General features: G+C 72.5%; 14 protein-coding genes and 1 pseudogene. 9 read left to right on the plus strand and 6 right to left on the minus strand.

From position 1 onward, the window contains the following. Window positions 1-36 precede the first annotated feature (36 nt). Genes AB0959_RS31255 through AB0959_RS31265 form a run of 3 tightly spaced genes read right to left on the minus strand, consistent with a single transcriptional unit; the run spans window position 37 to window position 1,897 of the window. Complete coding sequence (locus AB0959_RS31255) at window positions 37-708, minus strand: ABC transporter (protein ID WP_366830016.1); 672 nt, start codon at window positions 706-708, stop codon at window positions 37-39. Continuing rightward, window positions 708-1,553, minus strand: coding sequence for an ATP-binding cassette domain-containing protein (locus AB0959_RS31260; protein ID WP_366830050.1), 846 nt, complete (start codon window positions 1,551-1,553; stop codon window positions 708-710). Before AB0959_RS31260 ends, AB0959_RS31255 begins: the two co-directional genes overlap by 1 nt. Continuing rightward, a complete protein-coding gene (locus AB0959_RS31265) occupies window positions 1,511-1,897 on the minus strand; it encodes a pentapeptide repeat-containing protein (protein ID WP_366830051.1) in 387 nt (128 codons plus the stop codon). The genes AB0959_RS31260 and AB0959_RS31265 overlap by 43 nt, the downstream gene beginning before the upstream one ends. Here AB0959_RS31265 and AB0959_RS31270 point away from each other — a divergent pair. The 7 genes from AB0959_RS31270 to AB0959_RS31300 all read left to right on the plus strand — a co-directional run bounded on the left by AB0959_RS31270 (window position 1,829) and on the right by AB0959_RS31300 (window position 9,829). Continuing rightward, a complete protein-coding gene (locus AB0959_RS31270; RefSeq protein ID WP_366830053.1) occupies window positions 1,829-2,554 on the plus strand; it encodes a peptidyl-tRNA hydrolase in 726 nt (241 codons plus the stop codon). The genes AB0959_RS31265 and AB0959_RS31270 overlap by 69 nt on opposite strands. Window positions 2,555-2,648: 94 nt before the next feature. Beyond that, window positions 2,649-3,257: a DUF4142 domain-containing protein gene (locus tag AB0959_RS31275; protein ID WP_366830017.1), complete on the plus strand. Its 609-nt coding sequence runs from the start codon at window positions 2,649-2,651 to the stop codon at window positions 3,255-3,257. A 277-nt stretch (window positions 3,258-3,534) separates the two neighbouring features. Next, entirely contained in the window at window positions 3,535-4,341 is an 807-nt protein-coding gene (locus AB0959_RS31280) for a DUF4142 domain-containing protein (protein ID WP_366830018.1), read from the plus strand. 218 nt (window positions 4,342-4,559) lie between these two features. Next, the gene (locus AB0959_RS31285; RefSeq protein WP_366830019.1) at window positions 4,560-5,984 is read left to right on the plus strand and encodes a DUF692 domain-containing protein; all 1,425 of its coding nucleotides are present in this window, start codon (window positions 4,560-4,562) and stop codon (window positions 5,982-5,984) included. A gap of 284 nt (window positions 5,985-6,268) precedes the next feature. Next, the gene (locus AB0959_RS31290) at window positions 6,269-7,027 is read left to right on the plus strand and encodes a DUF4142 domain-containing protein (RefSeq protein WP_366830020.1); all 759 of its coding nucleotides are present in this window, start codon (window positions 6,269-6,271) and stop codon (window positions 7,025-7,027) included. A gap of 101 nt (window positions 7,028-7,128) precedes the next feature. Further along, complete coding sequence (locus AB0959_RS31295) at window positions 7,129-7,881, plus strand: TIGR04222 domain-containing membrane protein (protein WP_366830021.1); 753 nt, start codon at window positions 7,129-7,131, stop codon at window positions 7,879-7,881. Between the two features lie 319 nt (window positions 7,882-8,200). After that, entirely contained in the window at window positions 8,201-9,829 is a 1,629-nt protein-coding gene (locus AB0959_RS31300) for an alpha/beta hydrolase (protein ID WP_366830022.1), read from the plus strand. Between the two features lie 30 nt (window positions 9,830-9,859). Here the strand turns inward: AB0959_RS31300 and hemQ are convergent, their stop codons facing one another. Then, the gene (gene hemQ / locus AB0959_RS31305; RefSeq protein ID WP_366830023.1) at window positions 9,860-10,591 is read right to left on the minus strand and encodes a hydrogen peroxide-dependent heme synthase; all 732 of its coding nucleotides are present in this window, start codon (window positions 10,589-10,591) and stop codon (window positions 9,860-9,862) included. 4 nt (window positions 10,592-10,595) lie between these two features. Continuing rightward, a pseudogene (hemG, locus tag AB0959_RS31310) lies at window positions 10,596-12,100 on the minus strand (protoporphyrinogen oxidase). Between the two features lie 220 nt (window positions 12,101-12,320). On the opposite strand from hemG, the gene AB0959_RS31315 reads away from it, so the two are divergent. Both AB0959_RS31315 and AB0959_RS31320 read left to right on the plus strand, forming a co-directional pair. Next, a complete protein-coding gene (locus AB0959_RS31315; RefSeq protein WP_366830024.1) occupies window positions 12,321-13,322 on the plus strand; it encodes a DUF4349 domain-containing protein in 1,002 nt (333 codons plus the stop codon). A gap of 46 nt (window positions 13,323-13,368) precedes the next feature. Continuing rightward, complete coding sequence (locus AB0959_RS31320) at window positions 13,369-14,769, plus strand: FAD-dependent oxidoreductase (RefSeq protein ID WP_366830025.1); 1,401 nt, start codon at window positions 13,369-13,371, stop codon at window positions 14,767-14,769. A 115-nt stretch (window positions 14,770-14,884) separates the two neighbouring features. Here AB0959_RS31320 and AB0959_RS31325 read toward each other — a convergent pair whose 3' ends face one another. Beyond that, the gene (locus AB0959_RS31325) at window positions 14,885-15,208 is read right to left on the minus strand and encodes a hypothetical protein (protein ID WP_366830026.1); all 324 of its coding nucleotides are present in this window, start codon (window positions 15,206-15,208) and stop codon (window positions 14,885-14,887) included. Window positions 15,209-15,326 lie beyond the last annotated feature (118 nt).

Below are 15,326 nucleotides of genomic sequence, written 5' to 3' on the forward strand. Positions count from 1 at the left end.
CGTACGGGGTCGCGGCGGCCCCCGACGAAGACCAGCTCAGGACGAGCGGCGGGTCGTGAGGGCGCAGGCCACCGCGATCGCGGCCGCCGTGAGGATCGCGGCGCCCGCCAGGGGCAGGACGGGCACCGGGACCGTGCCCTCCTTCGAACCGCTGACCAGCGCGCTGACCGCCGCCCTCGCCGGGGACCCCGTGACGACGAGCGCCAGGAGCGCGCCCAGCAGCAGTGCGGGCACGGCCCGGCCCGGCGAGCGCAGCAGCGGACGGGTGGTGAGCGCGCCGACGGCCGTGCCGAGGAGCGCGCACGCGAGTGTGGCGAGCAGTCCGGCGGCGCCGGCCTGGAGCGCGGACACCCGTATCTGGTGGTCGGCGCTCGTCGCGTCGCTGATGAACGTGACGAAGACCGTGGCCACGGCCCCGAGTGCCGCGGCCGCCGCCAGCGCGACGGTCACGCAGGCGAGGTGCGCCCGTTCGGGGCCCGCCGCCGCGCCCACGCAGCTCCGGGCCGCGGACGGTTCGTTGGTGGCGCAGATGCGGACCAGCCAGGCGGCCACGGGCAGCAGCATGGCGGCCGTCCAGCCGAGGGAGTCCAGCACGGGCTGCCCGTTCTGCACGCCGATCGCGAGGACCGCCGTGTAAAGGATCACGGGCGGCAGCGCCCGCTGGGAGCGCAGGAGCAGGGCGGCCTGGTAGCGGAGGAGCGCGGTCATCAGGAGCTCTCGGTCTCGAGGGGGTCGGGTGTACGGGGCGGTGGCACGACGCCCCACACGGGCTGGGGCTCGACGCTCACCACGTGCCACGCCGGCCGGGCCCCGAGCAGCGCCCTGAGCAGGGCGTCCGAGCGGGACTCCGGGACGCTGATCCGGTGGGTGTCGCCCGCCACCTCCTCGACCAGGGCCGCGAGTTCCGTGACCTCGGCCGGCGCGGTGGCCCCTTCCGGTCCCCGCGCCCTGACGACCACGTGCGGGCCTCCCGCATGCGCGTTCGCATGGCCCGTACGGGGGTCGAGGGCGCCCTCGACGACGGCGTAGGTCGCGTCCGGCAGCCCCGCGAGCCGGCGCGGGTCGTGGTCGACGAACACCACCGTGCCCCCGGCTGCGGTGCGCTCGACCACGGCGCGCTCCAGCTCACCGCGGGCGGGCTCGTCCAGGCCGGTCCAGGCCTCGTCCAGGACCAGCAGCTCCGGTTCGGCGAGCAGGGCCTGGGCGACGGCGACCTTCTGGCTGCTGCCCTTGGACAGTTCCGACATCGGCGTCCGGGCGTGCTCGGCGGCGCCGAAGCGCTCCAGCCACTCGTCGGCGGCGTCGGCGGCCGCCGCGCGGGACAGTCCGTGGACGGCGCCGAGGTGGATGAGGTAGTCGGCCGCGGTGAACGGCAGCGCGGCCGGGAAGCGTTCGGGGACGTACGCCGTGCGCGGGCGCCCGACGATCCGGCCCACCGTGGGCGCGTCGAGGCCCGCGAGGAGGCGGAGCAACGTGGACTTTCCGGTGCCGTTGGCGCCCTCGACGCGGATCAGCGCGCCGGGGGGCACCTCCAGGTCGACGCCGGACAGGATCCAGGGGCCGCGCCGCCCGTAGCGGCGGCCGACGCCCTCCAGCCGCAGCCGTTGTTGTTCGCTTTCCGGTGCCTCACGTGCCATGCGGCCCATCTTCGTACGGATGTGCGGGCACGCGCAGGGGAACGGATCTTCCGCCTGGCAGACTGGGGTGCGTGACGAGTGACCCGCGTGCAGAGACCTCGGTGAACGGCGGCGCAGTGACGGACGGCACAGTGGCGGACGGCTCGGTGGAGAACAGCTCCGTGGAGAACAGCTCCGTGGAGAACAGCTCCGTGGAGGACAGCTCCGTGGAGGACAGCCCGTTCCGCGTCGAGTCCGTGTCGCGTGACGAGGCCCCGCAGTTCGTGCTGCCGCTGGTGGTGCGGATCGAGCGGTCCGCTCCCCCGGCGCGTACGGACGCGCTGGAGACGGCGGCCCGCGCTGTCCTGGTCGTGCTGAGCGACGAGCGGTCCCTGGGCGACGGCGAGTGGGCTCAGGTGATGCGCGACTGGCAGGACGCCCGGATCCGCAAGGTGGTCCGCCGGGCGCGTGGCGCGGAGTGGCGCCGGGCCGAGGCACTGCCCGGGATCACGGTGACGGGCAAGTCCGCGGAGGTACGGGTCTTCCCTCCGGTCCCCCTGGACGGCTGGCCCAAGGACCTGGCCCGCCTCCAGGTCTCCGGCACGGACCTCGACGACCCGGAGCCCCCGGCGGACACGGACCCGACCGCCCCCGTCCTCTGGATGAGCCCGGAGATCGGCATGTCGGCGGGCAAGGCCATGGCCCAGGCGGGCCACGGTGCCCAACTGGCCTGGTGGGAACTGACCGACGCGGACCGCGCGGCCTGGCGCGACGCCGGCTTCCCCCTCTCCGTCCGCACCCCTGACCCCGACCGCTGGCGGCGCCTGACCGTCTCCGGCCTCCCGGTCGTCCGGGACGCCGGCTTCACGGAGATCGCCCCGGGGTCGTGCACGGTGGTGGCGGACCACCCGGCGCTGCGGCAGAAGCGAGCCGACTGACACGGTTGAACAACACAGGTGTTCCCTACGTATCTCCCTGCACTGGCCAAGTAACAGTTTCCAACGACCAGTTGGTTTCCCAGGGGAGGCTCATTTGGAGCGCATCAAGGCCTCGATCATCGCCGGCACGGCTCTCGTCGTCACTGTCGGGGCGCTGTCGTTCCCCGTGTGGTCCTACGACGACCGGTCCGGCACCGCACAGGCGAACATGTCGGCAGACATGGTGAACACACAGTGGGGTCCGCTGACCGCCTCCGACCGGGACCTGATCGAACGCGTGCGGCTGGCGGGACTCTGGGAGCTGCCGGCCGCCGAGATGGCGATGCAGAAGTCGTCCAGCAAGAGCGTCAGGGAGGCCGCGGACCACCTGATCGTGGGCCACAAGGACCTCGACGAGCGGGTGCGCACCGTCGCCACCAAGCTGGGCGTCGAACTCCCGGACGAGCCGAACGACCAGCAGAAGGGATGGCTGCAGCAGATGAGGCAGGCCCAGGGCAAGGAGTTCGACCGCACCTGGGCGAACCTCCTGCGCTCGGCCCACGGCAAGATCTTCCCGGCCATCGGGACGGTGCGGAACCTCTCCCAGAACATGATGGTGCGCCAGCTGGCCTCGGACACGAACCAGACCGTGCTCGACCACATCACCGTCCTGGAGAAGACCGGGCAGGTCGACTTCGACGCCATCGCCAACGGCACGATCTGACGAGTCGGCGGCGCCGCTGCCCGCGCCCCAGGCCGACGGCGTCCGGCCGGCAAGGCCGGAGCTCCTCGCGCTCACCGCGTTCCCCGCGTGCCCCACGCGTTCACGCCGATGACGGCTGTGCGCGCGAGGTGTGCCGGCGCGCCACCGCTCCCATGTGTCACCGGCCACACGGCCGATCCACGGCCGGTTGAACATGCCGACCGGCCCGTACGTACCTCTTGGCACTGGCCAAGCAACAGTTCCCCAACGACCAGTTGGTTTCCTCCGGGAGGCACATTTGCGACGCTCCAAGGGCTCTGTCCTCGTCGCCCTGGCGATCGCCGGCACGATCGGCGCACTCGCCTACCCAGTGGTGTACTCGTACCCCCAGCGCAATGCCGCCGCACAGGCGGCCATACCCACCGGCGACACGGTGACCACACAGTGGGGGCCGCTGACCCCGGCGGACCGTGACCTGATCGTCAAGGTGCGGCTGGCGGGTCTGTGGGAGCTGCCTGCCGGCCAGCAGGCACTGGAGCGCTCCTCCGACACGGTCATGAAGGAGGCGGCGAACCACCTGATCGTGGGCCACACCGACCTCGACAAGCGGGTGCGCATCATCGCGGGGAAGCTGGGCGTCGAACTGCCCAACCAGCCGAACTCCGACCAGCAGGGCTGGCTGGACGAGATGACCAACGCCAGCGACGCGGACTACAACAAGGTGTGGGCGATGCGCCTGCGGGCCGCGCACGGCAAGATCTTCCCGGCCATCGCGGCGGTACGGAACTCCACCCGCAACACGCTGGTCCGCCAGCTGGCCTCGGACGCCAACCAGACCGTGCTCGACCACATCACGATCCTGGAGAAGACCGGAGCGGTCGACTTCCAGGAGATCGCCAACGGTGCGGTCACCGGGACCGCCAGCCCGACCGGTCCGCCGCCGCCGGTTCCGGGACGGTCGCCTGCCTCCGCGCCCGCGGCGGAGCCGAGCACCAACCCCGACGTGAGTTCGTCCGTCTCGCCCGGAGCACCCGGCGTGATCAACACCAGCCGGCCGGGCCCGGAGGAACTCAACGACGACCAGGGCGAACCGGCGGTTCAGTAGACCGAACCGGCGGTGAGCCGGAGAACGGACCGGAGAACAGAAAAGCGCCGCAAGCTCAGCCGCAAGCTCAAATGTTGCTCTGAAGGTCCCCTCCGAGGGGTTCGGCCCGGGGTACCGCGGTCATGGTGAAGTCACGCCGGAACACAGGTCCGCCACGGGGAGACGACCCACAGGGTCCTGGTGAAGCCGTGACCGACGTGACCGAGGAGGGGACGAGGATGAAGCAGCTTGGGACGGGGATCGGGTGGCGGCCGGAGATCGCCGACGCCGTGGAGCGCATGGCCGGGATCGGGGACGGGGGCAGCACGGGCGCCCGGACCGGGGAGGGGACGGGCGCGGGGATCGACTGGGTCGAGGTCGTGGCCGAGAACGTCTGTCCCGGCCACCTCCCCGAGTCGCTGACGCGGTTGCGCGAGCGCGGTGTCACGGTCGTCCCGCACGGCGTCTCGCTCGGCCTCGGCGGTGCGGACCGTCCCGCCGAGGACCGGCTGCGGGCGCTCGCGGAGCGTGCGGAGGCGCTTCAGGCCCCACTCGTCACGGAGCACATCGCCTTCGTGCGGGCGGGTGGTTCCCTGACGGCGTCCGACGCGCTGGAAGCCGGACACCTGCTTCCGGTCCCGCGCACCCGGGACGCGCTCGACGTCCTGTGCCAGAACGTACGCGTCGCACAGGCCGCCCTGCCGGTGCCGCTGGCACTGGAGAACATCGCGGCGCTCATCGCCTGGCCGGGCGAGGAGATGACGGAGGGCCAGTTCCTGTACGAACTGGCCGACCGCACGGGCGTCCGGCTCCTCATCGACGTGGCGAACCTCCACACCAACCACGTCAACCGGGACGAGGACCCGGCCAAGGCCCTCGACGAACTGCCGGTCGAGGCCATCGCGTACGTCCATGTCGCGGGCGGCTTCGAACGCGACGGCGTCTGGCACGACAGCCACGCCCACCCCGTCCCGCGGCCCGTTCTCGACGTCCTCGCCGACCTCGCCTCACGGGTCACCCCGCCAGGGGTCCTGCTGGAGCGGGACGAGAACTTCCCCGAGCCGGCCGAACTGGAGCGGGAGCTGGCCGAGATCCGGGACACGGTACGGCGGGCCTCCGTGGCGGAAACCGGTCGGGACGGCACCGAGGGCGAGGAGCGCGGCACCGTGCCCCGGCCCGATGCCGATCACGGCGAGGCCGCGTCCGTTGCCAGTGATACTCGCGGGGACGACACGGAGCCGTCCACCGACCCGGCCCGTCAGCGGCTCGGGCTCGCGCAGGCCTCGTTGCTCTCGGCCCTGGTGGCGGGGACGCCCGTTCCCGAGGGGTTCGACCGGGTGAGGCTGGGCGTGCAGGCGCGGGCGCTCGGGGCCAAGCGGGCGGACGTGGTGGCCAAGGTGGCGCCGGAACTGCCGGAGATCCTCGGGAAGTCGTACCGCCCGGCCTTCCTGGCGTACACGCACGGGCACCCGATGAGCGGCGGCTACCGCCGTGACGCGCTGGACTTCGCCGAGCACCTGCTGCTCGCCGGGCGCCCCGAGGACGCCGAGGTGCGGCGGCACCTGCGCGAGTGGTGGCTGGACCGCTCGGGTCCCGCTCCGCGCGCCGAGCGCCCGACGGCCCGCCTGGCCCGCGCCACCCGCCGGGTCCTGCTCCGCCGCTGAGCGTAGACGGACACCGAGCCCTCTTAGGCGCGGGCGGGCAACAACTCCCGGCAGATGTGCCGCGAATAACAAACACGTGTCCCACACACGGGTTTCGCGCCCCCTGTCTCCCTCTTCGCCCCACTTTGCCCATCCCTTCCCATACACCAATCAGCACTCATTTCGGACCACATCAACCCTTCCCTCCTGTACGGCAGTTGACGTAGACCGGGCAGTAACATGCCAATCGGCAGTCAGTCAGCACCCGAAGCGCACTAGCGTGCGGTGCCGCAACAGGAGGCACCATGCGATCCACCTACCGCAGCAGACTGATCAGTGGGACAGGACTGATCGTCGCCGGACTGACGGCGACCCTCATCGCACTGGTCTTTCCGATCTGGTCGTACGCGGACCGTTCCGGCACCGGTGTCCAGACGCTCAACGCGTCCACCGTGTCCACCAGGTACGGCCCGCTGTCCGGCCTGGACCGGGAGTTCATCACGAAGGTCCGGCTGGCCGGACTGTGGGAGCTGCCCGCGGGACAGCAGGCCCAGCAGAAGGGCACGACGCAGGCCGTGCACACGGCGGGCGCGCATCTCGTCGAGGGACACACGTTCCTCGACGCCCGGGTCCGGGGCGTCGCCGCCCGCCTCGGTCTCCAGTTGCCCAACCAGCCCACCGAGGAACAGCGTTCCTGGCTGGACACCCTGAACACGGCCCAGGGCGAGGAGTACGACCGGGAGTTCGCCAACATCCTGCGCAAGGCGCACGGCAAGGTCTTCTCCCTGGTCGCCCAGATCCGCGCCACCACCCGCAACTCCCTGGTCCGCGACCTCGCCGACGACGCGAACACGACCGTGCTCGACCACATGAAGGTCCTGGAGGCCACCGGGCTGGTCGACTTCGACGGCCTGGCCAGCGACGCCGCCTCCGCGAGCCCGCCACCCCTCACCAGCTCCGCGGCCCCGCCCGGACCCGCCGGCGACCCCGGCTCCCCGGTCCCGGTGACCCCGTCCCCGAGCTACAGCCTCCCTCCGGCGGCCACCGGGCCCAAGGAGGACTAGGGGCACCCGGGCCTGAAGCGGAACGTGACCTACCGGTGACCCTGTGTCCGCATGCTGAAAACCCGTGGCGCCCCGGCGGCCGGTCGCATAGAAACGCGCCCATGCTGTGGCCACTCCTCCTGCTCCTGGCCTGGGTCGCCGTCGGTACGGCATGCACGCGGCTGTGCCTCGCCTCCGCGCGCGCCGGGGCCGACCCCACGGTCGTACGGAGCGATCTGACGCTGTACGAGGCGGCGTTCCTGTCCGGCGGACCCGCACGGGTCGCCGAGCTGACGCTCGTGGCGATGGCCCGGCAACGGCGCCTGCTGCTCGCGCACACCGGCTGGGCGACCGTGGTGGACCCGGACGGGCGGGACGACATGGAGCGCTCGGTGATAGGGGCCATAGGACCGCGTGGGCAGTCCCGGATCGCTCCCGTACGGCAGTCCGCCGCGGCCGCGGAGTCCGTACGGCGACTCGCCGACCGGCTCGTCGCGGCCGGGCTCGCCGTCCCGGAGGGCACGCGGACCACGATCGCGGGGGCCGTCCGACAGGTGCGGGGCGCCGCCCTGGCCGTGGCGGCACTGGGCACCGTCGCGTTGCTGACGCCGACGCTGGTCTCCGGCGAGAGCCGGGCGCTGATCGCCCTCTGGTTCGCGCTTCCCCTGATCCTCGCCCTGGGCTGCCTCGCCATCGCCCGCGTCGAGGTCCACCCGTACTCGCGCTGGGCGTCCCCGGCGGGACAGCGGCTCCTCGCCGCGCTCGCCAGGTACGCCGAGGGCGACGACGACCGCACGTACCTCACGTCGGTCGCGGTGCGGGGAGTTCGGGCGGCCGGGGAGCCGGGGGTACGGGCGGCGTTCGAGCACCGCTAGGGCGTGTGGCCGGGTGCACGTCTGCCGGGTTCTGCCGGTGGCCAGGTGCGGGTTCATCGTGGTTGCTCGCGCAGTTCCCCGCGCCCCTAAAAACACGGGGTGCGCCCCCGGTCTTTCAGAGGCGCGGGGCTGTGTCGAATATGCGGCTCCGCCGCGTGGGCGCGACCAGCCACGATGAACCCGCACCTGGCCACCGGCAGAACCCGGCAGACGCAACTATCGGAGGCAAAGCCGCCCCACACCGGCCCGGTTGCTTTACTTCCCCCCTCCTCGACCGAAACATCCCCTTTGTCGCCGACATGCGCCGAAGGGATACGCGATGAGAGCTGCCGTGCTGTACGGAACCGCAGGGTCCTTGGTCCTGACCGCACTCGTCGCCGCGCCGGCCGGCGGTGACCCCCTGCGGCCCGGAGGCCCGGCCGCCGCCGCCGAGACGCGCGGCGTCGCCCTCGCGGCCGAGCAGGCCGGGAAAGAAGGCATCCGGTTCGGCAGCTGTCCCAAGGAGGAGGGCCTGCCCGCCGGCCTCCAGTGCGGAACCGTCACCGTGCCCCTGGACTACGCCCACCCCGACGGCCAGAAGATCAAACTGACCGTGAGCCGGGTCAAGGCCACGGGCAAGGGTCCCGCGAAGGGAACGGTCGCGCGGCAGGGCGCCCTCGTCTACAACCCGGGTGGCCCCGGCGCCTCCGGCATGGCGTTCCCGCTGGTCGGCTACCTCCCCGGTTGGAAGCGCATCGCTGCCGCATACGACCTCGTCGGATACGCACCGCGAGGTGTGGAGCGCTCGGCTCCGCTGTCGTGCCAGGACCCCCGGCGTTTTCCGCAGGGCCCCTCGGCCGCGCCGGAGCACCCCTCGGAGCGGTACAAGAACGAGCGCGTCGCGCAGGCGAAGGCGTACGCGCGCGGCTGTGCGAAGCGCGCCGGCAACCGGCTGCGGCACTACCACTCGCTGAACAACGCCCGTGACCTGGACGTGCTGCGGGCGGCGCTCGGCGAACGGCGGCTGACGTTCATGGGCGCCTCGTACGGCACGTACTTCGGGGCGCTCTACGCGACGATGTTCCCCTCGCACGTGCGTCGCATGGTCTTCGACTCGGCGGTGAACCCCGCTCCCGAGCAGGTCTGGTACCGCAACAACCTCGCCCAGTCGGCCGCCTTCGAGGGCCGCTGGGCGGACTTCCGCGCGTGGATGGCCCGGCACCACGAGACGTACGGGCTCGGGGACAGCGCTGAGACGGTGCAGAAGAGCTACGACAGGGCGCGGGCGCGGCTGGACGCCGAGCCCGCGGGCGGGAAGGTGGGGCCCGGCCAGCTGAAGGGCACCTTCCTGCAGGCCACGTACTACGACGACTACTGGCCCTCGCGGGCGCAGGCGCTGTCGGCGTATCTGCAGGGCGACCCGAAGCCGTTGGTCCGGCTGGCCGGTCCGCATCCGGAGGCGGCCGCCGGCCAGGAGAACGCCGGCGCGGTGTACACGGCCGTCGAGTGCAACGACGCGCCCTGGCCCACGGACTGGCGCGTCTGGAACCGCGACAACACCCGTCTGGCGCGCACGGCACCGTTCGAGACCTGGGACAACGTGTGGATGAACCTGCCGTGCGCGTTCTGGCCGGCGCCCCGGCAGCGGCCGCTCGACGTGCGCACGGGCCCCGGTGAGCTGGCGCAGACGCTGATCCTGGCCGCCGAACGGGACGCGGCGACACCGTACGACGGGGCGCTCGAACTGCACCGGCGGCTGTCGGGCTCGGTGCTGGTGACCGAGCGGGACGCGGGGACCCACGGCCTCGCGGGCGGCCCCAACCCGTGCGTCAACAGCTACCTGGAGGCCTACCTCCTGGAGGGGGTCCTTCCGGGACGGCGCGCGGCGTGCTCCCCGCGCCCGGAGCCCGAGCCGACGGAACCGGGCGACCGCACCTTCGAAGGACAGGCCGCCCGCTCCCTCCGCTGACCAGGGTCGGGCGACCCCGGCCGATCAGGGTCAGGCGAGCCCCGACACCAGCTCCGCCACCGACCTGCGCCGCCCGGTGAAGAACGGCACTTCTTCGCGGACGTGCATACGGGCCTCGGAGGCGCGCAGGTGACGCATGAGGTCGACGATGCGGTACAGCTCGTCGGCCTCGAAGGCGAGGATCCACTCGTAGTCGCCGAGGGAGAACGAGGCGACCGTGTTGGCGCGCACGTCCGGGTAGCCGCGGGCCATCTTGCCGTGGTCGGCGAGCATGCGACGGCGGTCCTCGTCGGGCAGCAGGTACCAGTCGTAGGAGCGCACGAAGGGGTACACGCTGATGTAGTCGCGAGGTGTCTCGTCGGCGAGGAACGCCGGGATGTGCGAGCGGTTGAACTCGGCGGGGCGGTGCAGCGCCATGTTCGACCAGACCGGTTCCAGGGACCGGCCCAGCTTCGTACGGCGGAAGAGGTTGTACGCCTCCTGGAGCTGGTCGCTCGTCTCGGCGTGCCACCAGATCATGACGTCCGCGTCGGCGCGCAGGCCCGACACGTCGTACGTGCCGCGGATCGTCACGTCCTTGGCGGCGAGCTGGTCGAACAGCTCCTGGACCTCGTCGGCGTAACCCGCGCGGTCCTCCGGCAGTACGTCCTTCAGCTTGAAGACCGACCAGAGGGTGTAGCGGATGACCTCGTTGAGGTCCTTGGCCAGCTTGCCCTTGTTCGGGACCCTGCCGGACTCGGTGGTGGGGGCGTCGTCACTCATGTGCCTATTCTCCCGCTCCCCCGTGCAGGCTCTGCACCGGGTTCGCGGTGAGCTCCTCCACGCCCGCCCGTCGCCCGCCACCACCCTCAACCGAAGCGCTGCGCGCTGCCCCTTTTACTCCAGGTCACCGCCGAGCTGGTCCACGGCCGCGTACGCGCTCGCGATGCAGGCCGGGATGCCGACGCCGTCGTACGCCGCGCCGCACACGGCGAGCCCGGGGAGCTTGGCGACGTGCTCGCGGATGCGGGCGACGCGCGCGTGGTGGCCGACGGGGTACTGGGGCAGGCCGTCGTCCCAGCGGGTCACGCGGGTCTCGACGGGCTCGGCGGTCAGCCCGGCGGCCTCACGCAGGTCGTGGCGGGAGACGGCCACGAGGTGCTCGTCGTCGTGGGTGAGGATCTCCGTCTCGCCGTACCGCCCGACGGAGGTCCGCAGGACGAGGGTGTCCGGGTCCTCGTCCGCGATCCAGCCCCACTTATGGGACGCGAAGGTGGACGCCTTGATGGTCCGCCCGTCGACCGGCGGCACGAGGAAGCCGCTGCCCTCGGGGAGGGCGGCGTCGGCGCGGCGGTAGGCGAGGGTGACCAGGGCCATGGAGGCGTACTCGACGGTGGCCAGTTCGGCCGCCGCGGCCGGCGCCTCGGCACGCAGCAGTCCGGTGGCGGCGGGGGCGGGCACGGCCACGACGACCGCGTCGGCGTGCAGCACACGGTCACCGGCGACGACGCGCCACTGCGCGCCGGTCCTGCGGAGCTCGGTCACCGGCGTCCCGGTGACGATCTCGCCGCCCCGGGCGCGCACCGACTCCGCGACCGCGAGCGGCAGCCGGCCCACACCACCCTCGATGCCCATGAACACGGGCCCGGTCTGCTGCGCGGCGGCCGCCTTGGCCTGGATCTCGCGGACCGCCTCGGTCAGGGAGGCGTGGGCGCGGGCCGGTCCGAAGAGCTGGGGTACGGCCGAGCGCATCGAGATGCGGTACGCGTCGCCCGCGTACACCCCGCCCAGGAGGGGCTCCACCAGGCGGTCGACGACCTCACGGCCGAGACGGGCCGCCACGTACTCCCCCACGGCCACGTCGTCGCCGATCTCCGTGCGGGGCAGGTCGGCGTCGCGCTCGATGCGCTCCAGGCCCTCCGCGGAGAGCACTCCGGCCAGGGCGGAGGCCGTGCCGGGCACGCCCATGACGTGCCCCTTGGGCATGGGGCGCAGCGCGCCGCGGGTCCAGATCGAGGCGGTGGCCGTGGCGGGCGGCTGGAGACGGTCCGTGAGGCCCACCTCGCGGGCCAGGGCGATCGCCTCGGGGCGGCGCGCCAGCATCGACTCGGCGCCGAGGTCCACCCGCACGCCCGCGATCTCGCCGGGCAGCAGCTTGCCGCCGATCCGGTCCGACGCCTCCAGGACGGTCACCCGAGCGCCCCGGTCCAGCGACCGGTGCGCGGCGGCCAGCCCGGCGATCCCGCCCCCGATGACGACGACGTGCCCCGCGCCCGCACTTGATCCACGCATGCGTCCACCCTCTCAGACCCCGCCGACAACCGGACGGGCGACCTGTGGACAACCGGTGCGGGGCCCGGCCGGGACCGGTGTTCGCACGAGTCCTGACCGTGCGCGAGTCCCGCACGAGTCCCGACCGTGACCTCATCGGGACCCGGAGCGCCCAACGTTCCCTACCGCTCCGGCGTCGAAGGTACGTCCGTCACGACGACCCTCGGGGGGGTAGGCCCACATGGCCGATTCACGCGTACGACGTTCCGGGCGCCCGGTGCGGCTCCTGGCCACCGTGTTCCTCGCCGCCGCCCTGGCGCTCACCGGGTGCAGCGCCGGCGGTGACAGCGGTGCCACCAGCGCCGCCGGAGGCAACGCCAAGGAGGCCCCGGCGCAGCAGGCCGGCGCGGGCGCCGCCGACAGCGCGAACAACAGCAAGGCCGGCAGCGGGGGCGAGGCCTCCAAGGCACCCGACCTGACGGCGAGCCACATCATCCGCACCGCCTCACTGACCGTGCGGGTCAAGGACGTGCCGAAGGCCCTGGACGCGGCCCGCACCACCACCGAGAACGCGGGCGGCTTCGTCGGCAACGAGACCACCACCCGCGACGACAGTGGCCGCGAACGCACCCGCGTCACACTCCGCGTGCCCACCGACAAGTACGAGGAGGTGCTGAACGACCTGGAGGGCACGGGCAAACTGATCGAGCGCGAGGCGAAGGCCCAGGACGTCACCGACCAGGTCGTCGACGTGGAGAGCCGCATCAAGTCGCAGCAGGCCAGCGTGGCCCGGATCCGAGAGCTGATGGACCGGGCGACCAGGCTCAGCGACGTCGTCACGCTGGAAGGCGAGTTGAGCAGCCGTCAGGCCGACCTGGAGGCCCTGCTCGCGCAGCAGGCGTCCCTGAAGGACCGCACCAGCCTCGCCACGATCAGGCTGTCACTGACCGAGACCCCGGTGAAGAAGGCCCACAAGGACGAGGACCCCGGCTTCCTGGACGCGCTCGCGGGCGGCTGGAACGCCTTCGTCACCATGCTCCGCTGGATCGCGATCGCTCTCGGGGCACTCCTCCCGTTCCTCGTGGGCGCCGCACTGCTGGTCCTGCTGTGGGTACGGGTCGTACGGCCCAGGCTGCCGCGGCGGCCGGCCACGGCGCCCGCGATGTCCGCGCTCGGCCCACTGCCGCAGGCCCGCCCGGCACCGGAGTCCGCGCGAGGGCAGGAGAGCGGCGAGCAGGACTGAGGGGACCGGCGGGACTGAAATGCGGCGCCCCCGTAGCGTGTTGTCCATGAGCATGAGCGGTGCGAGGGGTACACGGGAGCGACTGGTCGTGATCGGCGGCGACGCGGCGGGCATGTCCGCCGCGTCGCAGGCACGCCGGCTGCGGGGGCCCGACGAGCTGGAGATCGTGGCGTTCGAGCGGGGGCACTTCACGTCGTTCTCGGCGTGCGGCATCCCGTACTGGGTGGGCGGCGACGTCACCGACCGGGACCAGCTGGTCGCGCGCACGCCCGAGGAGCACCGGGAACGCGGGATCGATCTGCGGCTGCGCACGGAGGTCACGGAGATCGACGTCGCCGGCTCACGTGTCCGCGCGCGGGACGTGGATTCCGGCGCCGCATCCTGGACGCCGTACGACAAGCTCGTGATCGCGACCGGCGCCCGCCCGATCCGCCCGCCCCTGCCGGGTGTCGACGCCCCCGGCGTCCACGGCGTGCAGACCCTGGACGACGGCCAGGCCCTCATCGACACACTGGCCGCCACGGAGGGCCGCCGCGCGGTCGTGGTCGGGGCCGGGTACATCGGCGTGGAGATGGCCGAGGCGCTCATCAACCGCGGGTACGAGGTGACGGTCGTCAACCGCGGCCGGGAACCCATGTCGACGCTCGACCCCGACATGGGGCGCCTGGTGCACCAGGCCATGGAGGGCATGGGCATCACGATGGTGAACGACGCGGAGGTCACCAAACTGCTGACGGGCGAGGACGGCCGCGTACGCGCGGTCGCCACGGAGGACGCCGAGTACCCGGCGGACGTCGTGATCCTCGGCATCGGCGTCCGCCCGGAAACGGAGCTCGCGAAGGCGGCGGGCCTCCCCCTCGGCGACCACGGCGGCCTGCTCACCGACCTGGCCATGCGCGTGCGCGGCCACGAGAACATCTGGGCCGGGGGCGACTGCGTGGAGGTCCTCGACCTGGTCTCCGGCCGCGAACGGCACATCGCGCTGGGCACGCACGCCAACAAGCACGGTCAGATCATCGGCACGAACGCCGGCGGCGGATACGCCACGTTCCCGGGCGTCGTCGGCACCGCCGTGAGCAAGGTCTGCGACCTGGAGATCGCCCGCACCGGCCTGCGGGAGAAGGACGCACGCCGGGCGGGCCTGAAGTTCGTCACGGCCACGATCGAGTCCACGAGCCGCGCCGGCTACTACCCGGGCGCCGCCCCCATGACCGTCAAGATGCTCGCCGAACACCGCACCGGCCGCCTCCTCGGCACCCAGATCGTCGGCCGCGAGGGCGCGGGCAAACGCGTGGACATCGCCGCCGTGGCCCTCACGGCGGGCATGACGGTGGACCAGATGACGGCTTTGGACCTGGGCTACGCGCCCCCGTTCTCCCCGGTATGGGACCCGGTACTGGTGGCAGCACGCAGGACGGCAAAGGCGCTGCGAAGCAGCAGCCTTTAGGGGCGCGAGGCTGTGTCGATATGCGGCTCCGCCGCGTGGGCGGGACCAGCCACACCGAACCCGCACCCGAAAACGGCCAGGAACCCCCACGGCGCCCACCGCCCAACCAGCGGGGCTACGCCGTTCCGTTGATCCGCTCGATCGCCTGCCGAGCCTGCTCCGCCGGCGGCCGCGACGGCAACGACGACACGGAGGCACTCGGAGACATGGCGGGCGGCTGCTCACCCGCCGGCTTCGCGTGCGCGGCGGCGGCCCGCGCGGAGCGCAACCGGTGGCTGACGGCCTCGTCGAGCGTCACGGGCCGCTGCATCTGCGCGGCCAGCCGTCCGGCCTCCTGGCCCAGCCGTGCCACGTCCTCCCACGGAAGGCGCACCACCAGGGCGATCTCGGCCTCACCGTCGGGCGTGGCGTGCATCGGAGGAGTAACTCGGTCGTTCATCGCCTGATCCTCACGTAGTTCATCGCATCGCGGGCGTTGAGAAGTGATACGCACGCGACGACGGCCGTGTTCACCCGCTGAGGACAAGCGGTTCCGGAGCCGGTGAGGGGGCACTAGT

Origin of the sequence: Streptomyces sp. NPDC046862 (genome assembly GCF_040704615.1) — a bacterium.
In the GTDB taxonomy this organism is placed as follows: domain Bacteria; phylum Actinomycetota; class Actinomycetes; order Streptomycetales; family Streptomycetaceae; genus Streptomyces.